22 protein-coding genes and 1 pseudogene are annotated in these 21128 nt (G+C 61.9%); 14 read left to right on the forward strand and 9 right to left on the reverse strand.

The genetic code is table 11. The annotated features are described in order from the left end of the window. Positions 1-21 precede the first annotated feature (21 nt). The 4 genes from ACE4QZ_RS04720 to ACE4QZ_RS04735 form a co-directional block, all read right to left on the reverse strand. Complete coding sequence (locus ACE4QZ_RS04720) at positions 22-534, reverse strand: DUF3299 domain-containing protein (protein WP_028697796.1); 513 nt, start codon at positions 532-534, stop codon at positions 22-24. Positions 535-660: 126 nt separating this feature from the next. Beyond that, on the reverse strand, positions 661-1926 hold the full coding sequence (locus ACE4QZ_RS04725; RefSeq protein ID WP_021783922.1) for an ABC transporter permease: 1266 nt from the start codon (positions 1924-1926) through the stop codon (positions 661-663). Beyond that, positions 1926-2636, reverse strand: coding sequence for an ABC transporter ATP-binding protein (locus tag ACE4QZ_RS04730; RefSeq protein ID WP_021783923.1), 711 nt, complete (start codon positions 2634-2636; stop codon positions 1926-1928). Before ACE4QZ_RS04730 ends, ACE4QZ_RS04725 begins: the two co-directional genes overlap by 1 nt. Continuing rightward, positions 2637-3212 (reverse strand): DUF2796 domain-containing protein, encoded by a 576-nt coding sequence (locus tag ACE4QZ_RS04735; RefSeq protein ID WP_103463372.1) that lies wholly within the window; start codon positions 3210-3212, stop codon positions 2637-2639. A gap of 129 nt (positions 3213-3341) precedes the next feature. Between ACE4QZ_RS04735 and ACE4QZ_RS04740 the strand changes: the two genes are divergently transcribed. Next, positions 3342-3686, forward strand: a complete 345-nt coding sequence (locus ACE4QZ_RS04740; protein WP_021783925.1) for a hypothetical protein — start codon at positions 3342-3344, stop codon at positions 3684-3686. Between the two features lie 157 nt (positions 3687-3843). On the opposite strand, the gene ACE4QZ_RS04745 is transcribed toward ACE4QZ_RS04740, so the two are convergent. From ACE4QZ_RS04745 to ACE4QZ_RS04760, 4 genes are all read right to left on the reverse strand, one after another. Continuing rightward, positions 3844-5172, reverse strand: a complete 1329-nt coding sequence (locus ACE4QZ_RS04745) for an IS110-like element ISPpu9 family transposase (RefSeq protein ID WP_230064507.1) — start codon at positions 5170-5172, stop codon at positions 3844-3846. A 361-nt stretch (positions 5173-5533) separates the two neighbouring features. After that, the gene (gene trxA, locus ACE4QZ_RS04750) at positions 5534-6406 is read right to left on the reverse strand and encodes a thioredoxin (RefSeq protein WP_103463371.1); all 873 of its coding nucleotides are present in this window, start codon (positions 6404-6406) and stop codon (positions 5534-5536) included. 31 nt (positions 6407-6437) lie between these two features. Further along, the gene (locus ACE4QZ_RS04755) at positions 6438-7097 is read right to left on the reverse strand and encodes a class I SAM-dependent methyltransferase (RefSeq protein ID WP_021783927.1); all 660 of its coding nucleotides are present in this window, start codon (positions 7095-7097) and stop codon (positions 6438-6440) included. Then, positions 7098-7544 carry a YbaY family lipoprotein gene (locus ACE4QZ_RS04760; protein ID WP_021783928.1) on the reverse strand — a complete coding sequence of 149 codons (447 nt, stop codon included), beginning with the start codon at positions 7542-7544 and terminating at the stop codon, positions 7098-7100. It lies immediately after the preceding gene. A 1152-nt stretch (positions 7545-8696) separates the two neighbouring features. Here ACE4QZ_RS04760 and ltrA point away from each other — a divergent pair. The 13 genes from ltrA to ACE4QZ_RS04825 all read left to right on the forward strand — a co-directional run bounded on the left by ltrA (position 8697) and on the right by ACE4QZ_RS04825 (position 19249). Continuing rightward, the gene (ltrA, locus tag ACE4QZ_RS04765) at positions 8697-10403 is read left to right on the forward strand and encodes a group II intron reverse transcriptase/maturase (protein ID WP_031637794.1); all 1707 of its coding nucleotides are present in this window, start codon (positions 8697-8699) and stop codon (positions 10401-10403) included. A 92-nt stretch (positions 10404-10495) separates the two neighbouring features. Beyond that, positions 10496-10960 carry a transcriptional regulator NrdR gene (gene nrdR, locus ACE4QZ_RS04770; protein WP_003255402.1) on the forward strand — a complete coding sequence of 155 codons (465 nt, stop codon included), beginning with the start codon at positions 10496-10498 and terminating at the stop codon, positions 10958-10960. A 2-nt stretch (positions 10961-10962) separates the two neighbouring features. Further along, positions 10963-12093: a bifunctional diaminohydroxyphosphoribosylaminopyrimidine deaminase/5-amino-6-(5-phosphoribosylamino)uracil reductase RibD gene (gene ribD, locus ACE4QZ_RS04775; protein WP_103463370.1), complete on the forward strand. Its 1131-nt coding sequence runs from the start codon at positions 10963-10965 to the stop codon at positions 12091-12093. A gap of 42 nt (positions 12094-12135) precedes the next feature. After that, on the forward strand, positions 12136-12801 hold the full coding sequence (locus ACE4QZ_RS04780) for a riboflavin synthase (protein WP_003255399.1): 666 nt from the start codon (positions 12136-12138) through the stop codon (positions 12799-12801). A gap of 18 nt (positions 12802-12819) precedes the next feature. Continuing rightward, positions 12820-13911 carry a bifunctional 3,4-dihydroxy-2-butanone-4-phosphate synthase/GTP cyclohydrolase II gene (gene ribBA / locus ACE4QZ_RS04785; RefSeq protein WP_021783930.1) on the forward strand — a complete coding sequence of 364 codons (1092 nt, stop codon included), beginning with the start codon at positions 12820-12822 and terminating at the stop codon, positions 13909-13911. A 91-nt stretch (positions 13912-14002) separates the two neighbouring features. Next, the gene (gene ribE / locus ACE4QZ_RS04790; RefSeq protein ID WP_003255395.1) at positions 14003-14479 is read left to right on the forward strand and encodes a 6,7-dimethyl-8-ribityllumazine synthase; all 477 of its coding nucleotides are present in this window, start codon (positions 14003-14005) and stop codon (positions 14477-14479) included. Beyond that, a complete protein-coding gene (gene nusB / locus ACE4QZ_RS04795) occupies positions 14476-14976 on the forward strand; it encodes a transcription antitermination factor NusB (protein WP_003255393.1) in 501 nt (166 codons plus the stop codon). Before ribE ends, nusB begins: the two co-directional genes overlap by 4 nt. Positions 14977-14994: 18 nt before the next feature. Beyond that, a complete protein-coding gene (gene thiL, locus ACE4QZ_RS04800; protein WP_028697793.1) occupies positions 14995-15963 on the forward strand; it encodes a thiamine-phosphate kinase in 969 nt (322 codons plus the stop codon). Then, positions 15960-16463, forward strand: a complete 504-nt coding sequence (locus ACE4QZ_RS04805) for a phosphatidylglycerophosphatase A (protein WP_028697792.1) — start codon at positions 15960-15962, stop codon at positions 16461-16463. The genes thiL and ACE4QZ_RS04805 overlap by 4 nt, the downstream gene beginning before the upstream one ends. Before the next feature lie 16 nt (positions 16464-16479). Then, positions 16480-17223: a substrate-binding periplasmic protein gene (locus ACE4QZ_RS04810; RefSeq protein ID WP_028697791.1), complete on the forward strand. Its 744-nt coding sequence runs from the start codon at positions 16480-16482 to the stop codon at positions 17221-17223. 180 nt (positions 17224-17403) lie between these two features. Beyond that, the gene (ribA, locus tag ACE4QZ_RS04815) at positions 17404-18021 is read left to right on the forward strand and encodes a GTP cyclohydrolase II (protein ID WP_003255389.1); all 618 of its coding nucleotides are present in this window, start codon (positions 17404-17406) and stop codon (positions 18019-18021) included. Further along, the gene (locus ACE4QZ_RS04820; RefSeq protein ID WP_021783934.1) at positions 18018-18437 is read left to right on the forward strand and encodes a hypothetical protein; all 420 of its coding nucleotides are present in this window, start codon (positions 18018-18020) and stop codon (positions 18435-18437) included. The genes ribA and ACE4QZ_RS04820 overlap by 4 nt, the downstream gene beginning before the upstream one ends. Beyond that, positions 18437-19249 (forward strand): cobalamin-binding protein, encoded by an 813-nt coding sequence (locus ACE4QZ_RS04825; RefSeq protein ID WP_103470212.1) that lies wholly within the window; start codon positions 18437-18439, stop codon positions 19247-19249. The genes ACE4QZ_RS04820 and ACE4QZ_RS04825 overlap by 1 nt, the downstream gene beginning before the upstream one ends. On the opposite strand, the pseudogene ACE4QZ_RS04830 reads toward ACE4QZ_RS04825, so the two are convergent. Beyond that, positions 19227-21099: pseudogene (locus ACE4QZ_RS04830) on the reverse strand (TonB-dependent receptor domain-containing protein). The gene ACE4QZ_RS04825 and the pseudogene ACE4QZ_RS04830 sit on opposite strands and share 23 nt — an antisense overlap. Positions 21100-21128: the final 29 nt, after the last annotated feature.

A 21128-nucleotide genomic window follows, 5' to 3' on the forward strand; every position in this document is an offset into this window, starting at 1 on the left:
TTCACGAATTCGAAACAGTTCTCATCTCAGCTCATAAGCGTAGATTTTCTCGGCTTCCATCTGGTAACCGGCGTCGGCCAGCTCGCTGCTGGAAGCTCTAACCTGCATCTTTCCCTCGATCCAGTAGGGCTGGTAGAGGTCTTCGACGCGCACGCCCATCTCGCTGAAGATATGCACGATCTGGTTCGGCGGTGGCGGCGGCACGTGGATGCACGCACCGTAGTAAGGGACCAGAAGGAATTCGGTGGTGCGGCCTTCTTCGCTGACCTCCAGTGGCACGATGTAGCCGGGCAGCTTGACCTGTTGGCCGTCGAGGCTTTTTACCACTGGCGCATCGGGCGCCTGCTGGCGCGCGGGTGGGGCGGATTCGGCAGACAGGGCGTTGCTGAGCTGTGACATATCGTGCAGCGGGGTGAGTTGCGGCGGGATGACCGGTGCACCTTCAGGGATCAGCGCGGGCCAGTCCAGCTCCTTGGGTTCGGCGGCCCATAGAGGCATCGCTACCAGCAACAGCAGGGCCAGCAGCATTTGCATTGCCGGCCTCTTCGCGGGCATGCCCGCCCCCACAGGTACTGCCCAAGGTCCGAAGCCTGCGGGGCTTGCTGTGGGAGCGGGCGAGCCCGCGAAGCAGGCGGTGAGGTGTTTGATCATTACGCGCACTCAGAGGTGGATGGACAGGCCGTCGGCCAGCGACTGCCGGTAGGCCCGCCACGCCGGCACGCTGCCCATCAGCAACGCCGCCCCCAGGATGATAGCCAGCAAGGTCCATTCATGAGCACTCGGCAGAGCCAGTGGCAAATACAAACCATAGTTGGCCTGCACATACCCCTGTGCCAGGGCGATACCCGCATATAGCAAGCCAAGCCCGGCCACGATCCCGACCGACGCCAGTGACAGTGCTTCCATTACCAGCAACCCTGCAATATGCCAAGGCCGGGCCCCGACCGAGCGCAAGATCGCCATTTCCCGGCGGCGTTCGTTGAGGCTGGTGAGAATCGCCGTGAGCATGCCGATCAAACCGGTCAGCACCACGAACAGTGACACCACGAACAATGCCTGCTCTGCAGTGCCCATCAGGCTCCACAGCTCCTGCAGGGCTACCCCAGGCAGGATCGCCAGCAATGGCTCGCTGCGGTATTCGTTGATTTCCCGCTGCAGACTGAAGGTTGCGATCTTGCTGTTCAGGCCAAGCATGAATGCAGTGATGGCAGCAGGTTGCAGGTCCATCGTACGGGCCTGCTCGGCGCTGATGCGCCCGGCGCCACGGGCGGGTACGCCGTTGTGCCAGTCGATATGGATCGCCTCCATGCCGCCCAGGCTGATATGCAAGGTGCGGTCGACAGGTGTGCCGGTGCGCTTGAGTATGCCGACCACGGTAAACGGCTTGTCGTCGTGCTTGACCAGACTGATCGCGGCCACACCGTGGGCCAGCACCAGCCTGTCACCCAGCTTGTAGTGCAATGCCTCGGCCACTTCTGCGCCGAGCACCACCTCGAAGGGGTCGTTGGCAAACTCACGCCCCTGGCTCAGTTCCAGATGCTGGCGGCGGCCGTACTGGTAATGGCTGAAGTAATCTGTGGTGGTACCCATCACTCTGTAGCCACGGTGCGAATCGCCCAGCGAGATCGGGATTGCCCACTTCACCCGTGGGTCCTGCGCATAGTGCTGAAAGCTGTCCCAGCGGATGTTATTGGTCGCGTTGCCAATGCGGAACACCGAATACAGCAGCAGGTTCACCGAGCCAGAGCGTGCACCGACGATCAGGTCGGTGCCGCTGATGGTGCTGGCGAAGCTGGCACGGGCTTCGGTACGGACACGCTCTACAGCCAGCAGCAGGCACACCGACAGGGCAATGGCGAAGGCGGTCAGAAACGCGGTGAAGCGGCGGTTGGCCAGGCTGGCCAAGGCAAGGCGGAGCAGGTACATCAGGCCTCCCGGGGCTTGGCGGCACGGTTCAGTTCAGCAAGCGACAGGTGGCGGTCGAACAGCGGTGCCAGGCTCTGGTCGTGGCTGACGAACAGCAGGCTGGCGCCGGCGGCGCGGCACTCATCGAACAGCAGGCGGATGAACGCTTCGCGGGTGTCTGCATCCAGAGCCGAGGTCGGTTCGTCGGCAATCACCAGCTCAGGCTGGCCGATCAGTGCGCGGGCGGCTGCGACCCGCTGCTGCTGGCCGATCGACAGGCTGTCGGCGCGGCGGGCAAGGATGGCAGGGTCGCCCAGGCCCAGGTGGGTCAGCAGCGTGCTGGCCGCCTGGTCAACACTGCCATGGCGCTGCTCGGCACGTGCCTTGCGGCTGCGCGAGAAGCGGCAGGGCAGCTCGACGTTTTCACGTACCGAGAGGAACGGCAGCAGGTTGAACTGCTGGAAGATGTACCCTGTGTGATCGACCCGAAAGCGGTCGCGGGCGCCCTGGCTCAGGCTGCCGAGATCCTGGCCGAGCAACTGGATGCGGCCCTGGGCCGGCACGTTCACCCCGCCCAGCAGGCCCAGCAAGGTCGTCTTGCCACTGCCGCTAGGGCCTTTGAGAAACAGTGCTTCACCAGCGTCCAGGCGCAATGCCGGAATATCCAGCAGCGGCGGGTGGCCTGGCCAGGCGAACACCAGGTCATGCAGATCGATCAACGGCTGGTTCATTCAGAAGGCGACCGCTGCCTTGGCCGGCGTGGTTTCCACGCCTTTCTGGCCATTGGGGCCGATCAGTTGCACGTTGATTTTCTGGGTGGCGGGGAAGGCCTTGAACAGCGGCGCCAGGTCCAGTTGGGTCAGTTTGTCGGGGTTGGCGCACGTCAGCTGATAGTGGGCGCCGATGTCGCTGTGCTGATGGCCGTGTTCGTGTTCGTCACTCTCGTCATCGGCCTTGGAGGCGTCACCGAAGAGAGGGCTTTCCAGTGCCTGCTGGTCTTCTTTGCAGTTTGCGGCGCCAGAAAGACCGAACAGCTTCAGTGGTTGTTCAAGTTGCTGACGCACGGCGGCGACTTTGGCCTTGTCGGCATCGCTGCTGGCGGCATGCTCGAAGCCGACCAGGTTCATTGCCGGGCTATCCAGCTCCAGTTCCAGGGTATTGCCATCGAGTACCGCGTTGAGCTTGGCCACGCCATGCTCGTGGGCGCCGAGCGAGCCGTGGGCGTGGTCATGATCATGGTCATCGTGGGCATGGGCAACGGCCAGTGGCAGCAAGGCGAAGGGCAGGGCGAGCAGCAGGCGACGCATGGACGACTCCGGAGCGGGCTGAAAGATTTGGTTATGTTATAACAACTTTTCTGCGTGCTGCCAGTCTGTGTGGCCAAGTTTCATGTTGCGGTAGCATGGGGACATTGACGTGACCTCAAGGAAAGCATCGTGAGAATTCGTGGACAGATTGGTGACTGGCCGGTGGACCTGACCATCGAGCTGACGCCTGAGGAGTGGGGGCAACTGGGGCGGCAGACCGAGGTGCCGGTGGCAGCCCAGGCGGCTGCGACAGCTGCGGTGGCCGGGCCGCGCCAAAATGACGCTCAGTGGGCTGCGGCGCGTGATGTGTTGCGTCTGGCAGGACAGATGAGCGGGCCGGAATTGCTGGACCGGCTCGAAGGATTGGCCGGGAGTACGGCGGCGGGCAAACGGCTGCTGGTGCGTTTGCGGCACAGCAGTGAGGTCAAGGTGGAGAGTGGCGTGGATGCGCCGGTTTATCACTGGTTAGGGTGAGCGCTGTTTTCGCTGTTGGAGCAAAGCCTGCGCGGTCGCCTGTAGGAGCGGGTTTACCCGCGAACACCGGCGGAGCCGGTGCCATCCACCGCGTTGGCTTCTTCGCGGGCATGCCCGCTCTCATCAAACAAAATACAACCCACTGTTTTCTAAGCACTCAAGCGGCCACCAGCTGATACCCCAGTTTCCGGGCTTTGCGGAGCAAAGCCCGGACCTGCCGGTCCTGGCTTCTGGTTTCGAACTCCTCAAGACCTTTTTCAACATAAGCCTGCTTCTTGGTTAAAAGGTTGTACACCAGACGTGCCAACTGATGCGCAGTGGCCTTGATGGCGCAGCTGGTATCCATTCGAGTCAGTCTGGCTCGGTGCGATGCACCAATGAAACCCTTGTCGTTACGGGCATTGGATGCAGCCTGCTTGAGTGCTTGAGCTGCTCGATTGACTATTTTTGGCCCACCACCTGCCAGTCGATGACCGCCGGAAATTCGAGTAGGGGGAGCCAGTCCCAACCAAGAGCAGAAGTGCTGTGAGGACGGGAAACGTGATAGATCTGTACCGATCTCCCCTGCCAGCACTAATGCAGTGTCCACCCCAATGGTTGGAATTGCGGTTAGGTCCACGCCAAGAACTTTCCATAATGTCTGATGCAGTTCAGTCTGTTGGGCACCGTTTCGGTGCGGGCTCCGTAAAGGCTTATTGGATGGCTCTGGCTTGTTTTGCAGCACCGGCAACTGCTCTAACGCGGCTTTTATGGCGTCGTCACAATCAGCAATTTGCTGCTCCAGGAAGTCATAGGCAGCCAATTCCTGAGTTAGCGCATGCAAATGCTCGCGTCGCCAATTGCCATGAAGACTCCGAGCGACAGCCTCCTTGCCTGCCTTGATGCGGCGGTCGGTCAGTTCAGCCAGTTGCACTGGGTCCCGTTCACCTGCGCAGATGGCTCGCAAAATCTTCATGCCAGTTACGCCGGAAATATCACTGATGACATTGGCCAGCTGGATGTTCATTTGGCTCATGGCCTTTTGCATCCGGTTCAGCGTCTGCGCCTGGTCTTTCACTTTGGAAGCACGCTGCCTGACCAATGACCGGACGCAGCAGGTCAGATCATCGGGGCGGAATGCGCCTCTGAGCAGTCCATGAGTCATCAGCTGCCAAATCCACTGGCAATCCAGCACATCTGATTTACGGCCCGTGATTTGCCGAGTTGCTCTGGCATTGACGAGATAAACCTCAAAACCGCGCTCGCTGAGAATCTCGTAAATTGGAATCCAATAAACCCCCGTGGATTCCATGGCAACGACCTTGATCCCCAGGCTTTCAAGCCAGTTAGCCATCTTGAGCAGGTCGTCAGTAAAGGACGTGAACGACTGGACGGGATTTTCGTGCCGGGGATCGACCGCCACGAAATGCTCTCGACCACCGACATCGATCGCTGCGCAATCGGGATGGACGACGGTAAAGCGTTGCTTGGAAGGCTTGCGCGCCATGATGAATCCTCGCAGGATAAAGGGCGCGCGGGGCACACGGTGGCGAAAGGGTTCACTCTCTCATACGTGGTCACAGCTGAATCAGCTGATGCCTACAGGGACTTCACGCCGATACCGTGCGGATCACTCTCCCACGCGGGTGTGCGGACACACACCAGTGCTGGCTACGATCTCTGTCCCGCGCACACGAACCCTAACAAAGCAAAAGGCGGCTGGCCCTACCGGGCCAACCGCCTTTTCTTTTTCAAAATGTCAGCGTCGCTGCGGATCTAAAGCCGTACACCTCATGTTTGCTGCGCGACAGCGCAGCCCGGAAGGGCTGGGTGATCTCCCACAGGTACAGCGCAGGCTTCAAGGTCACTCAGAACATCGCCGCCGACAGCTTGCGACGATAAACACCAACCAGCGGGTGATCGCCACCCAGCAATTCGAACACCTGCAACAGCGCCTTCTGCGGCAGCCCGTTCTCGTAGCCACGGTTACGCTGGAACAGCTTCAGCAGCCCTTCCAGCGCCGCCTCATACTGCTGGCGCGCCAGTTGCTGAATGCTCAGCTGATAAGCCGCCTCGTCGTCTTGCGGGTTCTGTGCCAGACGGCTTTTAAGGTCAGCCACTTCCGGCAGGCTGGCGGCTTGGCGCAGGAAGGTCAGCTGGGCCTTGGCACCGGCCAGTGCAGCTTTGTGTTCGTCAGTCTTGACCGCATCCAGTACCACTTGCGCTTCGCCCAACTCGCCACGCTCGGCCAGGCAGCGGGCATACAGAATCAGCGCTTCGGCATTGCTGTTGTCCTCACCCAGCAGCGTGTGCAACAGCGCTTCGGTTTCGGCAAAACGGCTTTCGGCATACAGCGCTTTCGCCTGCTCCAGTGGCGAGGCGGTGGGCGCGGCTGGCATTTGTACATGCGGCTCGAGCATGGCGCGGATCGCCGATTCCGGTTGTGCCCCGGCAAAGCCGTCTACCGGCTGGCCGTCCTTGAACAGAACCACTGTCGGCAGGCTACGGATGCCGAACTGGGCAACCACCTGTTGCTCCACGTCGCAGTTGATCTTGGCCAGCAGCAGCTCGCCCTGGTAACCCTCGGCAATCTTTGCCAGCAATGGCATCAGTGCCTTGCAGGGTGCGCACCACTCGGCCCAGAAGTCCACCAGCACCGGTTTGTGGAAGGAGTTCTCGATCACCAGTTGCTGGAAGTTGGTATCGGTGGCGTCGAAAATGTAAGGCGTGTCTTGGGTCATCGCGACTCTCGCAAACTCGTGTATGGCAACACTATAAGGTGTCGCGGCTGGCGTGGTACAGGCTGACCCGGCGGAATTCGTGTGGCTCGGCCAGGTCCGGCAGGGTCAGTGCTTCGAGCACGCCCAATTGCTGGTACAACGGGTGGCGAAAGTCACGTACTCGCGAGTCGGCCACCAGGGCCTGGCGACCGCGGCTCAGGAAGGCATCCAGCAGCGGCAGGTTGGCGCGGTCGTACAGCACATCGGCAACCAGGATCAGGTCGAAGCGGTCTTCCTCGGCAAAGAAATCGCTGCTGTAGCTTAGTGTCACCCCGTTCAGTGCCGCATTCGCACGGCAGGCATCGAGGGCCAGCGGGTCGAGGTCGCAGGCCATCACTTCCAGTGCGCCGGCGCGTGCAGCAGCAATGCCGGCGATACCAGAGCCGGCACCAAAGTCCAGCACGCGCTTGCCCGCCACCCACTCCGGGCGTTCGGCCAGGTAGCGGGCCATTGCCAGCCCACTGGCCCAGCAGAAGCTCCAATAGGGCGGCTCTTCGAGAATGCGCCGGGTTTCTTCGCTGCTGAAGGCGCGATCCATGTTCTGGTCGTCGATCAGCCATAGCTTCAGGTCGCAATCGGGCAGTTCGCTGACGATCAGGCGCGCTTCGCCGATCAGGCCGCTGAGGGCCTGTTGCAGGGCCAGCGGCGCCACTTAAGGCGCCTTCTCGAAACGCAACGGGCCGGTGGCCTGGGTCTGTGCCTGGGTAATGCGCACCGGGGGCAGGTGCATGATCAGCTGGCCGGAGTTGCTGGCGCGGCCACGCAGTTCGACTCGGGCACCGGGCGGGAAGGCTTCGGGGTTGAAACGCAGGTGGTAGGGCAGTGCCTGGCCAGTACCGGTCAGGTTACTGCTGGCCAGCAGGCGCTGCGGGCGGTCGCGTTCGTCGATGACCAGCAAGGCCAGTTCCACGTCGGCACCCGCCGGGACTTCCAGCAAGGTGCCGCTCAGCTCGCGCTGGTAGGCCGGTAGCGGGCCCAGTACCTCGGCCTTGGCCGAGCGGGCTGGCGTGGGCGCCGGGTTGTCGGTCTTTGGCCTGTCGCTGCCGCAGGCAGCGAGCAGAGCGGCGCAGCACAGCACGACGAGCGCTCGGTAGTGCATGGGGGAGTCCTTCACGGGCATATTTCCCATGGATGTTAACCCCTTTGGCTTGTCTTGCCAGTGCAATGCGCTACCATGGTCCTCCCTGTGCGACACGCGTAGCGTGTCTCCGCCACCAAGCTGTATGGTCAGCTTGATGGGATTTCCGCAAGGAAATCGAATGCTTGGGTACCCATCCCCAAGGAACAAAGCCAGCCCTGAAGTCCAATGCCTTCAAGGATTTACCGCTGCGGCGGACGGCATAACCCAAGGTCGTTTAGCTCTCGGAAGCACGACCGCAGAACCGGTAACCCCGGTTTTGGAGAGCCCTCTAAACCTAACCCATGCGGGAGTGATGATCCCCGCAGGGGTCTCCTCCTGCGCATTTGAGACAGGAGGTAACAACTTCCCGACCAACGGTTAATTTCACCGTCTTGGTTCGGTCCTTCCTCTGGAGACATGGGCGAAAGCTCTGTCTGTCATTGTCCAACTGCCGCCTGTATGGAGCAGTAGCGGACTCGTTGTGCGACCAACGGTAGCCTATGACGGCATGCATCACTGGCAACGGTGATGTTTGAAGCCCGTCAGACAATGTAGCCCCCTTAATGGGTGCATCTCTTCCGCGAGGTGGAATGCAGACACTCGGAGCAGCACCGGGTTGAGGCGCTAGGCTGACTGGTACGGATAACTAACGTGAACCGCTGATAAACACCGTGAGCATGAAGGAGCCAAAGCTGCTGTTAGGCTCTAACCAAAAGGTACGTGGTCGGTTATCCCTGTAGGGAGTGGAGATACGTCGCCATGCAGACCACCGGTGAAAAGGCGGATCCTAACCCAGTCGTGTGACAGACAGGGAACGTGGTAAGCCCGTATTGCTGCCCTTGGGCAGGTGAACCGCAAGGAACACTGTTGGCAGTGCGGGTATGGGATCGCAGAGAAAGCGAATGCCAGGCTGTAATGGCCGGGATAGGGGTTGGAACATCACCCCACGGGAAACCGGGCAGACTTCTGCGTGGTCTTCTGTCGCAATGACTCTGACTGAGACCGTCTCATTAACTTCAGGGCTTATAGCTTCATCGGCCCTTGATAATCCTACCCTGACGGGGTGCATGCACCCCTCAGGGGGTACGTGCGCCTTCCGCTCGGGTGGTTTCACTTTGAGAGGAAAGCAGCATGAAAGAGCTCAGCCAGCAAGGTGAGCCTGCGCTTTCCGGCACTCCGCAGCAGTGGCACGACATCGATTGGTGTCGGGTTCAGCGGAACGTCCGGGGAATGCAGGTGCGAATTGCGAAGGCTTGTCGGGAAGGCAAATGGCGCAGGGTTAAATCCCTGCAACGGATGCTCACCCGCTCGAAGTCAGCCAGATACTTGGCTGTACGGAGAGTCACGGAAAATCAGGGAAGCCGCACGACGGGAGTCGATAAGCAACTCTGGGATACACCCAACGCGAAATGGAATGCGGTTGGTTTGTTGAAGGTGCGGGGATACAAGGCACGGCCACTACGGCGCGTCTACATCCCGAAGTCGGATGGACGGGAGCGCCCTCTGGGCATACCGACCATGACGGATAGGGCCATGCAAGCGCTGTACATGCTGGCCCTGTCTCCCATCGCCGAAACCCGAGGCGATCCGAATAGCTACGGCTTCAGGATCGAACGTTGTACGGCAGATGCGATGGCGCAATTGTTCGTATGCCTATCCCAGAAAGCCTCGGCCCAATGGGTGCTGGACGCAGACATCGAAGGGTTCTTCGACAACATCAACCACGAATGGCTGCTAAGGAGTGCTCCTACGGATACACGGATGCTTCAGCAATGGTTAAAAGCTGGGGTCGTCCACAAGGGGCAGTTACACGCAACGGACGCAGGTACGCCACAAGGGGGAATTATCTCCCCCGTGTTAGCGAATCTGGCACTGGATGGTCTGGAAACACTCCTCAAGCAACACCTAGGAGTGACAAGGGCGAAGAAGCTGAAGGTGAATGTGGTGCGATACGCGGACGACTTTGTGATTACAGGTACCTCCCCGGAGGTCCTGGAAAACGAGGTGAAACCTTGGGTAGAACAGTTCCTCGCTACACGGGGGCTGCAGTTGTCTGCCAAGAAAACACGTGTCGCCCATATCGATGAAGGCTTCGACTTCCTGGGATGGAATTTCCGGAAATACGAAGGAACGTTACTGATCAAGCCGAGCAAGAAAAACGTCAAGGCGTTCTACAGCAAGATCAGAGAGGCAATCGACACCCACAGGACGAGTAAGCAAGAGGATCTAATCCGACTGCTGAATCCGATGCTGAGGGGTTGGGCGCTATACCACCAGCCCGTAGTAGCCAAGCAAGCGTATAGCTGGATGGACCACAGGGTCTTTGTAAAACTCTGGCGTTGGGCGAAAAGGCGGCACCCCAACAAATCGTTGCAGTGGGTTCGACAGAAGTATTTTCGGACCATTGCAGGGAAAAGTTGGATGTTCGCCACCACGGTTCTGGAGGAGAACGGCAAGAAAAGGGAGGTCGTGCTGTATTCCCTCGCGGATACACCGATCGAGCGGCACAAGAAGGTGAGTGGGGAATACAACCCCTACGATCCTGCCATGGAGGCGCTAGGTGAAAAGCTGCGGATGGACCGGATGCTGAATAAGCTGAAGTACCGGAAACAAATCGGCAGTCTTTACGCAAGTCAAAAAGGTCTGTGTCTGCTGTGTAAGCAAGCTATCACCAGAGAGACGGGATGGCATGACCATCACATAATCTTCCGCACTCAGGGCGGTAGTGACTCAATGGAGAATCGGGTACTCTTGCACCCCAACTGCCACCATCAGCTCCACACCCGTGGTCTGCACGTGGATAAACCGGCTCCCACTGGGGGCTTAATGACGGCTTGAGCCGTATGCGTCGAAAGGCGCACGTACGGTTCTTAGGGGGGGATCAGCCAGCAATGGCTCATCCCCACCCGACTTTTTTGTTGCCTGCCACCATGCACTGTCCCTTTTGCGGTGCCAACGACACCAAGGTCATCGACTCTCGCCTCGTCGCCGAGGGCGAGCAGGTGCGCCGCCGCCGTGAATGCGTGGCCTGCGGCGAGCGTTTCACCACCTTCGAAACCGCCGAGCTGGTGCTGCCCCGGCTGATCAAGCAGGACGGCACACGCCAGCCCTTCGACGAAGAAAAGCTGCGCGCCGGTATGCAACGGGCGCTGGAAAAGCGTCCGGTCAGCGTCGAGCGCCTGGAGGCTGCGTTGGCGCACATCAAGAGTCGGCTGCGTGCCACTGGCGAGCGCGAAGTCAAATCGCTGGTGGTCGGTGAAATGGTCATGGCCGAGCTGCGCAAGCTCGATGAAGTGGCCTATATCCGCTTTGCCTCGGTGTACCGGCGCTTCCAGGACCTCGACGAGTTCCGCGAAGAAATCGACCGCCTGGCCCGTGAGCCAGCTAAAGAGTGAACATGCCCAGCCAAGCCGCCATCCTTGACGCCCACTACATGGCCCGCGCGCTGGAGCTGGCGCGCAAAGGCTTGTACACCACCCACCCGAACCCGCGGGTAGGCTGCGTGATCGTACGTGATGGCGAGGTGGTTGGCGAAGGCTGGCACGTACGCGCCGGCGAGCCGCATGCCGAAGTACATGCCCTGCGTCAGGCCGGTGAGCTTGCCCGCGGGGCTTGTGCCTACGTCACCCTGGAGCCATGCAGCCACCATGGCCGTACGCCGCCGTGTGCCGAAGCGCTGGTCAAGGCCGGTGTGGCGCGTGTAGTAGCCGCCATGCAGGACCCTAATCCGCAAGTGGCGGGACAGGGCCTGCGGCGCCTGGCCGAAGCCGGAATCGAAGTGGCCAGCGGGGTGCTCGAAGCCGAGGCTCGCGCCCTCAACCCAGGCTTCCTCAAGCGCATGGAGCACGGCCTGCCGTTCGTTCGCGCCAAGCTGGCCATGAGCCTGGATGGCCGCACCGCCATGGCCAGTGGTGAAAGCCAGTGGATCACCGGCCCGGCCGCCCGCTCGGCGGTACAGCGCCTGCGCGCCCGTTCCAGCGTGGTGCTGACCAGCGCCGCCAGTGTACTGGCAGACAACGCACGCATGACCGTGCGTGGCGCCGAGCTGGGCCTGGATGCCGAAACCACCGCCCTGGCACTCAGCCGCACACCCTTGCGAGTGTTGATCGATGGCCGCCTGCGCCTGCCACTGGCTGCGCCGTTCTTCCAGGCCGGCTCGGCTCTTGTGGTGACTGCTGTCGCAGATGACCCGCGCTATGCCGCTGCCGGCCACGAATTGCTCAGCTTGCCGGGCGACAATGGCCAGGTCGACCTTGCGGCGCTGATGCAGGCCCTGGCCGCCCGCGGCGTAAACGAAATCCTGCTGGAAGCTGGTGCCGGCCTGGTGGGTGCCTTTGCCCGGCTGGGCCTGGTCGATGAGTTCCAGCTGTTCGTCGCCGGCACTTTCCTCGGCTCCCAGGCCCGCCCATTGCTGGACTGGCCACTGGAAAAGATGAGCGAGGCCCCGCGGCTGAAAATTACCGAAATGCGCGCAGTGGGCGATGACTGGCGGGTCACGGCCATCCCCCTGCCGGCGCCCGGCGTATAATGCCGGGCTTGCCCCGCGCAAACCGTTTTTGAGGAAGACCCCATGTTCACCGGCATCATCGAATCCATCGGCACCATCCGCAGTCTGACCCCCAAGGGTGGTGACGTGCGCGTCTACGTAGAGACCGGCAAGCTCGATCTGGGGGACGTCAAGCTCGGCGACAGCATCGCCGTCAACGGTGTTTGCCTCACGGCCGTAGAGCTGCCGGGCGACGGCTTCTGGGCCGATGTCAGCGTCGAAACCCTCAAGCGTACCGCCTTCATCGACCTCAAGAGCGGCAGCAAGGTCAACCTGGAGAAAGCCCTGACGCCCACCACCCGCCTGGGCGGGCACCTGGTCAGCGGCCACGTCGACGGGGTCGGCGAAATCATTTCGCGCAGCGATAACGCTCGCGCCATCCAGTTCCGTGTGCGTGCACCAAAGGAACTGGCCAAGTACATCGCCCACAAGGGTTCGATCACCGTCGACGGCACCAGCCTGACGGTCAACGAGGTCAATGGCGCCGAGTTCGAGCTGACCATTGTCCCGCACACTCTGTCCGAAACCATCATGGCCGATTACCGTGCAGGGCGTCGGGTAAACCTTGAGGTCGACCTGCTGGCCCGTTACCTGGAGCGCTTGCTACTGGGTGACAAGGCCGCCGAACCGAGCAAGGGCAGTGGCATTACCGAAAGCTTCCTGGCCGCCAATGGCTTCTTGAAATCCTGATTGAGAAGGGGGTGCCGCGTGGCGCTCAACAGCATCGAAGAACTGGTCGAAGACATCCGCCAGGGCAAAATGGTCATCCTGATGGATGACGAAGACCGCGAGAACGAAGGCGACATCATCATGGCAGCCGAATGCTGCCTGCCCGAGCACATCAACTTCATGGCCAAGCACGCCCGTGGCCTGATCTGCATGCCGATGACCCGCGAGCGTTGCGAAACGCTGAAGCTGCCGCTGATGGCACCGCGCAACGGCTCGGGCTTCGGCACCAAGTTCACCGTGTCGATCGAAGCCGCCGAAGGCGTCACCACCGGTATTTCCGCCGCCGACCGCGCACGCACTGTGCAGGCTGCTGCTGCCAAGGACGCCAAGGCCGAAGACATCGTCAGCCCAGGTCACATCTTCCCGCTGATGGCCCAGCCAGGCGGTACGCTGGCGCGTGCCGGCCACACCGAAGCCGCCTGTGACCTGGCGCGCATGGCCGGTTTCGAGCCAAGCGGCGTGATCTGCGAAGTGATGAACGACGACGGCACCATGTCGCGCCGCGCCGAACTGGAAGTGTTCGCCGCCGAGCACGGCCTGAAGATCGGCACCATCGCCGACCTGATCCACTACCGCATGATCCACGAGCGCACCGTGCAGCGTGTCTCCGAGCAATCGGTGGAGAGCGAGCTGGGTGAGTTCAACCTGGTCACCTACCGTGACGCGGTCGAAGGCGACGTGCACATGGCCTTGACCCTGGGCAAGATCTGCGCCGAAGAGCCGACCTTGGTACGGGTACACAATATGGACCCACTGCGTGACCTGCTGCTGGTCAAGCAGCCAGGCCGCTGGAGCCTGCGCGCGGCCATGGCCGCCGTGGCCGAGGCCGGCAGCGGTGTGGTCTTGCTGCTGGGCCATCCGCTGGACGGCGATGTGCTGCTGGCGCACATCCGCGAAAGTGCGGGCGATGCGCCGACCAAGGCACCGACCACCTACAGCACTGTGGGGGCCGGTTCGCAGATCCTGCGCGACCTCGGCGTGCGCAAGATGCGCCTGATGAGTTCGCCTATGAAGTTCAACGCGATATCCGGATTCGATCTGGAAGTTGTAGAATACGTGCCCTCCGAGTGACTTGAGGCGGCATTGACGCCCTCTGCTCGAGTCCAGACCCCTGTCGAGGCCGCTTGTATGCGGCCTCGCTCTTGAAGATGAGAATATCGGAATGACCCTGAAGACCATCGAAGGTACCTTCATCGCCCCCAAAGGTCGCTATGCTTTGGTGGTTGGCCGCTTCAACAGCTTCGTTGTCGAAAGCCTGGTAAGCGGTGCCGTTGACGCCCTGGTACGCCATGGTGTCAGCGAAAGCGACATCACCATCATCCGTGCCCCGGGTGCATTCGAGATCCCGCTGGTGGCACAGAAGGTCGCCCAGCAAGGCGCCTACGACGCGATCATCGCCCTGGGCGCCGTGATCCGTGGCGGTACCCCGCATTTCGAATACGTGGCGGGCGAATGCACCAAGGGCCTGGCCCAGGTGTCCATGGAGTTCGGTGTTCCGGTGGCCTTCGGCGTACTGACCGTCGACTCCATCGAGCAAGCCATCGAGCGTTCTGGCACCAAAGCCGGCAACAAAGGTGCTGAAGCTGCCCTGTCCGCACTGGAAATGGTCAGCCTGCTGGCGCAGTTGGAGGCCAAGTGATTAGCGACGAAAGCGATCGTTTCAACCCGCGCGATCCAAAACCTGCGGATGCCGGCAAGCCCTCGAAGAGCGCCAAGCGCCGCGAAGCCCGCAAGCTCGCGACCCAGGCCCTCTACCAGTGGCACATGGCCCAGCATTCGCTGAACGAGATCGAAGCGCAGTTCCGGGTGGATAACGATTTCACCGATGTCGACGGTGCCTATTTCCGCGAGATCCTGCATGGGGTCCCGGCAATCAAGGGCGAAATCGACAAGGCGCTGGTGCCTTGCATGACCATCGCACTGGAAGAGCTCGACCCGGTCGAGCTGGCCGTGCTGCGCCTGTCCACCTGGGAGCTGATCAAGCGCGTCGACGTGCCGTACCGCGTCGTGATCAACGAAGGTGTGGAACTGGCCAAGGTCTTCGGTGCCACTGACGGCCACAAGTTCGTCAACGGCGTACTGGACAAGCTCGCTCCGGCGCTGCGTGAAGCAGAAGTCAAGGCGAACAAGCGCTGATCCTGGCGCTGCCTGGCCATGGGTGAGTTCGAGCTGATCAACCATTACTTCGCCGCTGCGCCTTGTGCGCAGGGCGGCGAGGGCGTGGCGCTGGGTATCGGTGACGACTGCGCCCTGCTGGACCTTCCCCCCGGTGAGCAACTGGCGGTGTCGACCGATACCCTGGTCGCCGGGGTGCACTTTCCTGCTGTTTGCGATCCGTTGCTGCTTGGCCAGCGTTCATTGGCTGTGGCGGCCAGTGACCTGGCAGCCATGGGCGCGACTGCAATCGGCTTCACCCTCGCACTGACCCTGCCTGACGTTGGCCCTGACTGGCTGGCGGCCTATGCCGACGGCCTTGGTCGCATGGCCCACCGTTGCCGCATGAGCCTGATCGGTGGTGACACTACGCGCGGCCCGCTGAGTATCACCGTCACCGTGTTCGGCCGCGTGCCGGCTGGCCAGGCCTTGCGCCGCAGCGGTGCAAGGCCGGGTGACCTGTTGTGTGTCGGTGGTTCGCTGGGCAAGGCCGCCGGTGCATTGCCGCTGGTGCTGGGTGAGCGCGAGGCGCCTGCCGCGCAGGCCGAACCGCTGCTGGCCCATTACTGGTCACCGATGCCGCAGCTCACACTCGGTGCCCTGCTGCGTGGCCGGGCCACGGCGGCGCTCGACATCTCTGACGGGTTGCTCGCCGACTGTGGGCATATTGCCAAGGCATCCGGTGTCGCGTTGGAGGTGAACCTGGCGCAAGTGCCAGTGTCTCCTGCTCTGGAGGCCTTCCTCGGCCGGGAAGCAGCGGTGAAGGCGGCGCTTACCGGTGGCGACGACTACGTACTGGCCTTCACCTTGCCACCAGAGGCGCTGGCGCCCTTGGCAGCCTTCGATTTTATCGAAGTGCATACCGTCGGCCGTGTGCTCGAAGGGCAAGGCGTGACCTTGCGCGACGCGCAGGGCCAGGACATCACTCCCGTTCAGCGGGGCTATCAACACTTCAGGGAGATACCGTGACCGATCACCCCAATCAGGTGCCTGCGGAGTTCGTTCCGCCTTCGGTCTGGCGCAACCCGTGGCACTTCATCGCTTTTGGCTTTGGTTCTGGCACCTTGCCCAAGGCGCCGGGTACCTGGGGCTCGCTGGTGGCCATACCGTTCATCCCGCTGTGGCAGATGCTGCCCGACTGGGGTTACTGGTTGTTGCTCGGCGTGAGCATGCTGTTTGGCTTCTGGTTGTGTGGCAAAGTTGCCAATGACTTGCGCGTACACGACCATGAAGGCATTGTCTGGGACGAGATTGTCGGCATGTGGATCACCCTCTGGCTGGTGCCGGAGGGCTGGCAGTGGCTGTTGGCAGGGTTCCTGCTGTTCCGCTTCTTCGACATCCTCAAGCCGTGGCCGATTCGCTGGATCGACCGCCATGTGCACGGGGGCGTCGGCATCATGCTCGACGATATCCTGGCCGGCGTGTTTGCCTGGCTGGGCATGCAGGTTCTGGTGTGGGCGGTTGCCTGAAACAGGGGGCGCGTGAATGGCCATAAGGACTGTGCTGCTGGCAATGCTGCTGAGTGTTGCCCCGTGGGTAATGGCTGCCGAGGGCGTGCCGAAACAGATCCATCTGGTTAGCGAGGAGTGGCTCGACTACACCAACGCCGACGGTACCGGGGTAGCCTGGGATGTGCTGCGCAAAGTGTTCGAGCCGGCCGGGGTCAAGGTGGTTACCCAGAGCGCGCCCTACAGCCGGGCGGTTGGCCTGGTCAAGCGCGGCGAGGCTGACGCCTGGGTTGGCTCGTACAAGGAAGAGAACGACTACAATCTGTACCCGCGCTGGCACTTCGATATGGACCATATCTATGCCCTGGGGCTGGCCAGCAAACCTGCGCCTACCCTGGAGACCATCGGCAAGTACCGGTTGGCCTGGGTGCGTGGTTACGATTACGGCAGCTACTTGCCCAATGTGCACGAGTTCCGCGAAATCCAGCGTCGCGAGGGCATTTTGCCAATGCTCGACCATGACCGGGTGGACTACTACATCGATGCACTGACCGAGATCGACTACGTGCTCGGGCAAGCCTCCCAGCCCGAGCGCTTCCGCCGTACTCATGTGGCCGAGTTGCCGTTGTACCTGGCCTTCGCCCGTAACGACCAAGCCAAGGCCCTGCGCGACCTGTTCGACAAGCGCATGAAAGAGCTGGTACGTAGCGGCGAGCTGAAGCCGATTTTCGAGCACTGGAAACAGCCCTATCCATTCAATGCGGATAGTCGCCCGCACTGAGACTGAATACATCAAGGTATAGCGCGGTCCGCTGTGGCAGCGGGCTTTTGATTGAGGGGTGGCTTTTAATAAGTATCGAATTTTTCGATCTTAACCCACTGTATACAGCCAGCCCACATCCCCCAACCTGCTGATACAATCGGCCCACGAGAAATTTCCTACTTATTCCAGGAGCACAACGTGCCCGTCGTCTTTGTTGCCGCCTCTAAACTCCCGACGCCCTTCGCGACCTTCACCATGCATGGTTTCCTAGACGAAGCCACAGGCCGTGAGCATGTGGTGCTCAGCCTGGGTGATATCGCAGACGGCCAGCCGGTATTGGGGCGCCTGCATTCCGAGTGCCTGACCGGCGATGCACTGTTTAGCCAGCGCTGCGACTGCGGTTCGCAGCTGGAAGCCGCGCTGCAGGCCATCGCCCGCGAAGGCCGTGGGGTGCTGTTGTACCTGCGTCAGGAAGGCCGTGGCATCGGCTTGCTGAACAAGATTCGCGCCTACGAACTGCAGGATGGCGGCGCCGACACCGTAGAGGCCAACGAACGCCTGGGCTTTGCTGCCGACCAGCGTGACTACGCCATATGCCTGCCGATGCTCGAGCACCTGGGCGTGAAGTCGCTGCGCCTGATGACCAACAATCCGCGCAAGGTCAAAGCCCTGACCGACATGAACATCGTGGTTGCCGAGCGTGTGCCGCTGCACACCGGGCATAACCCGCACAACCGCTACTACCTGGCGACCAAGGCCGGCAAGTTGGGCCACATGCTGGGCAATGAACACCAGGGCGAGGTGCCCCAGGCGTGACCCGCGCCGAGGTCAAGCGGCGCCTGGCGCTGGCCTGGTGGCAGTACCTGGCGGTGGGCCTGGTGCCGCTGCCCGTCATGGCTTGGGCCTTTGGGGGAGGCGATGCGCTGATCCCGGTGCTGGCCATGCCACTGTTCATCGCCGGTGCGGCTACCATGTTCCTCAGCCTGCCGCGCTTCGGCGCCTACAAGCGCGCACTTATTGCCACCTCCAAGGTGCTTGGCACGGGCGAAGAACCCACTGCCTGGATCGAACTGGCGCGGGTACGGCGCATGGCCATGCTGTATGCCTGCTTTCCGGCTTGGGTCGCCGCACTGTCGGTGCTGGTCGGCCTGGAGGCTGTGCCGCAGATTCTGCTCGCACTGTCGACGGTTGTAGTGCTGTACCTCTATCGTATTCCGCGCCAGTTAGGCTGATGCGACTGCTACCTGGCCTGCTGGCGTTGTTCGCCTGTACCGTGCTGGCTGCAGAACCGCTGCGTGTTGTCAGTCTGGCCCCTTCTATGAGCGAGATCATGCTTGAGCTGCAGGCCGACGACCTGCTGGTGGGCGTGCTCGATGGCGGCGAACGGCCGGCTGCGCTGCGCCACTTGCCTTCGGTCGGGCGCCAGGGGCAACTGAACATGGAGCGCCTGCTCAGCCTGCGCCCCGACCTGTTGCTGCTGTGGCCAGACAGTGTGCCACCGGCCCAGCGCGACCAGCTCAAGCGCCTGGGTATCGCCACTTTCAGCGCCGAACCCCACGACATCAGCCAGCTGATCGAGCAGATCGAGGCCATTGCCGGGCGTATCGGGCGTGCCGAGCAAGGTCATTCATACGCGCGAGCCCTCCGTGAGCGGCTGCAGCAGCTGCGCCAGCAGTATCGGCGTGATGAACCCTTGCAGGTGTTCTATCAAGTCTGGGATCGACCGTTGTACACGCTCGGTGGCCGCCAGGTGGTGACCGACGCCCTGGCCGTGTGCGGGGCGCGCAATGTGTTCGCCGACCTTGGCCAGCCGGCGCCACAGGTGAATGTGGAGTCCGTGCTGCTGCGTAATCCGCAGGTCATCCTGGCAGCCAATGAGGCGCAATTGGCCAGCTGGAAAGCCTGGCCGCAGATTCGAGCGGTTGCTGATGGTCGCCTGCTGGTGGTGCCGGACAAAGGGCTGGAGCGCCCCAGCGGGCAGATGATCGAGGCCACCGCCCGCTTGTGTGCGTTGCTGGACGCTAAAGCGCCGGGGTCCAGGTGATGCTCAAGAGTACAGTGCGGCCCTCTTCGCGGTAAGGGTGATACGCACCCTCGTAGCTGTAAAGGGCGCGGCTGTAGCTGCGGTCCAGCAGGTTATCCAGTTTGGCTTCGAGTTTCAGGTCGTCGCTAGCCGCCCAACTGCCGCGCAATCCCAGCAGACCATAGCCACCGATGCGGTTGCGGTTGGCCTCATCGTCATAACTGCTGCTGACCGCCTGCCAGCTGGCGCCCACGCTGAAGCGCCCGAACTCACGGTCCAGGTCCAGGCTCATGGTGCGGCGGGCGCGGCGTGCGAGGGTGTGGCCAGTGTCGCGGTCGCGGGGGTCGATCAGCGCCAGGCCAAGCTGGCTGTGCCAGGCGCCCCATTGCTGCGCCAGCGCCATTTCCACGCCATTGATTCGTGCCGAGGCGACGTTTCGGGGTATCGAGTCCTGGCCAAAGATGATCGCGTCGCGCAGGTCGGTGCGGTACAGCGAAGTCTCCAGCCGGCTCTCTGCAGTCAGCTGGCTGCGCCATTGCAGCTCGTAGCTTCTGGAGTGCTCTGGGTCCAGGTTCGGGTTGCTGAACTGTGGGTAATACAGGTCGTTGAATGTTGGCGCACGGAAGCCTTCACTGTAGGAAAGCAGCACATCGTTGTGCGCGTTCAGCGGTACGGTCAGGCTGCCGCTCCAGGTGGTCTGGCCACCAAACTGCTGGTTGCGGTCATGGCGCACGCCCAGCTCAGTGGAGAACTGCTCGCCCTGATAGCGGTGCTGGGCGAACACGGCACGGTTCCAGCGGCTGTCCTCAGTGAAATCGGTACTGCCGTGTACGCGGTCTTCGTACCAGTCGCCACCGATCAGTACTGTGTTCTGCTCGCCAAAGGCCAAGTCGTTCTGCCAGGTAGCCTGATCGCGGTAGGTGTTGAACACGAAGCGCTCAGCGCTGAGTTTGTCGCGTTTGTCGTCACGGTTCTCGCTATGTGCCAGTTCTAGGCGTGAATGCCAGGCTTCGGTGAACTGAACGTCAACGTAACTGCCCAGGCTGCTGACGCTGAAGTCGGTGTAGGGTTGTTGACCGAAGCTCTCGAAGGTCACGGGGTCGAAGCCGCCGAACGGGTTGTCGTACTCGCTGCGACCACGGCTATCGAGCAGGTTCAGGCCGGCTTCGAAGCGCTCACCGAAGGTATGGCTCAGGCTAAGGTTCAACGCCTTGTTGCGGTAGGCGTCGTGGTCACCATCGCTGGCGAAGGATGGCCCGGTCGAGTCAATGCCGGCTGTTTCATCCAGGCTGGCGCCAAGGTTGAAGCGAGTCGTGTCGTTGCCGCCAGAAAGCCCCAGGCTGCGTTGGAATGTCTGGTTGCTGCCGGCGGCCATGCGCAGGCGTGGCTGCAGGCCGGGGCCATTACTACGTCGGGTGAAGATCTGGATCACCCCACCAATGGCATCGCTACCGTACATCGCCGAGCGCGAGCCACGCAGCACTTCAACCCCGCTCGATCTGGTCGACGTCCAGAAACTGCAGGCCGCTGTCGCCCGAAGTGGCATTGGCGATGCGTACGCCATCGACCAGCACCAGGCTTTGCGCCGCCTTGGTGCCACGGATAAAGATGCCAGGCAGGCTGCCACGGCCACCGGTGGGGGCCACTTGCACGCCCGGTACGCGGGAGAGCAGGTCGGTGACACTGGTGGGTTGCAGGCGGTCGATGTCGGAGCGGGTGAAAACCGTGTTTGCAGCACTGGTGGCGGTACGCGACTCGACCTGGCGGCTGGCGCTGATCAGCACGTCGGGGAGCTTGAGGGCGTCGTCGCGTTCAGCGGCCAGAAGGAATGTTGGAGCGCAGAGAATTGCGGCGCAGGCAGACTTCTTCATGGGCAGTTCCAAAGCATTCGCGGGTCAAC

Origin of the sequence: Pseudomonas sp. DCA-1 (genome assembly GCF_046523955.1) — a bacterium.
Classification (GTDB): Bacteria; Pseudomonadota; Gammaproteobacteria; order Pseudomonadales; family Pseudomonadaceae; genus Aquipseudomonas; species Aquipseudomonas putida_Y.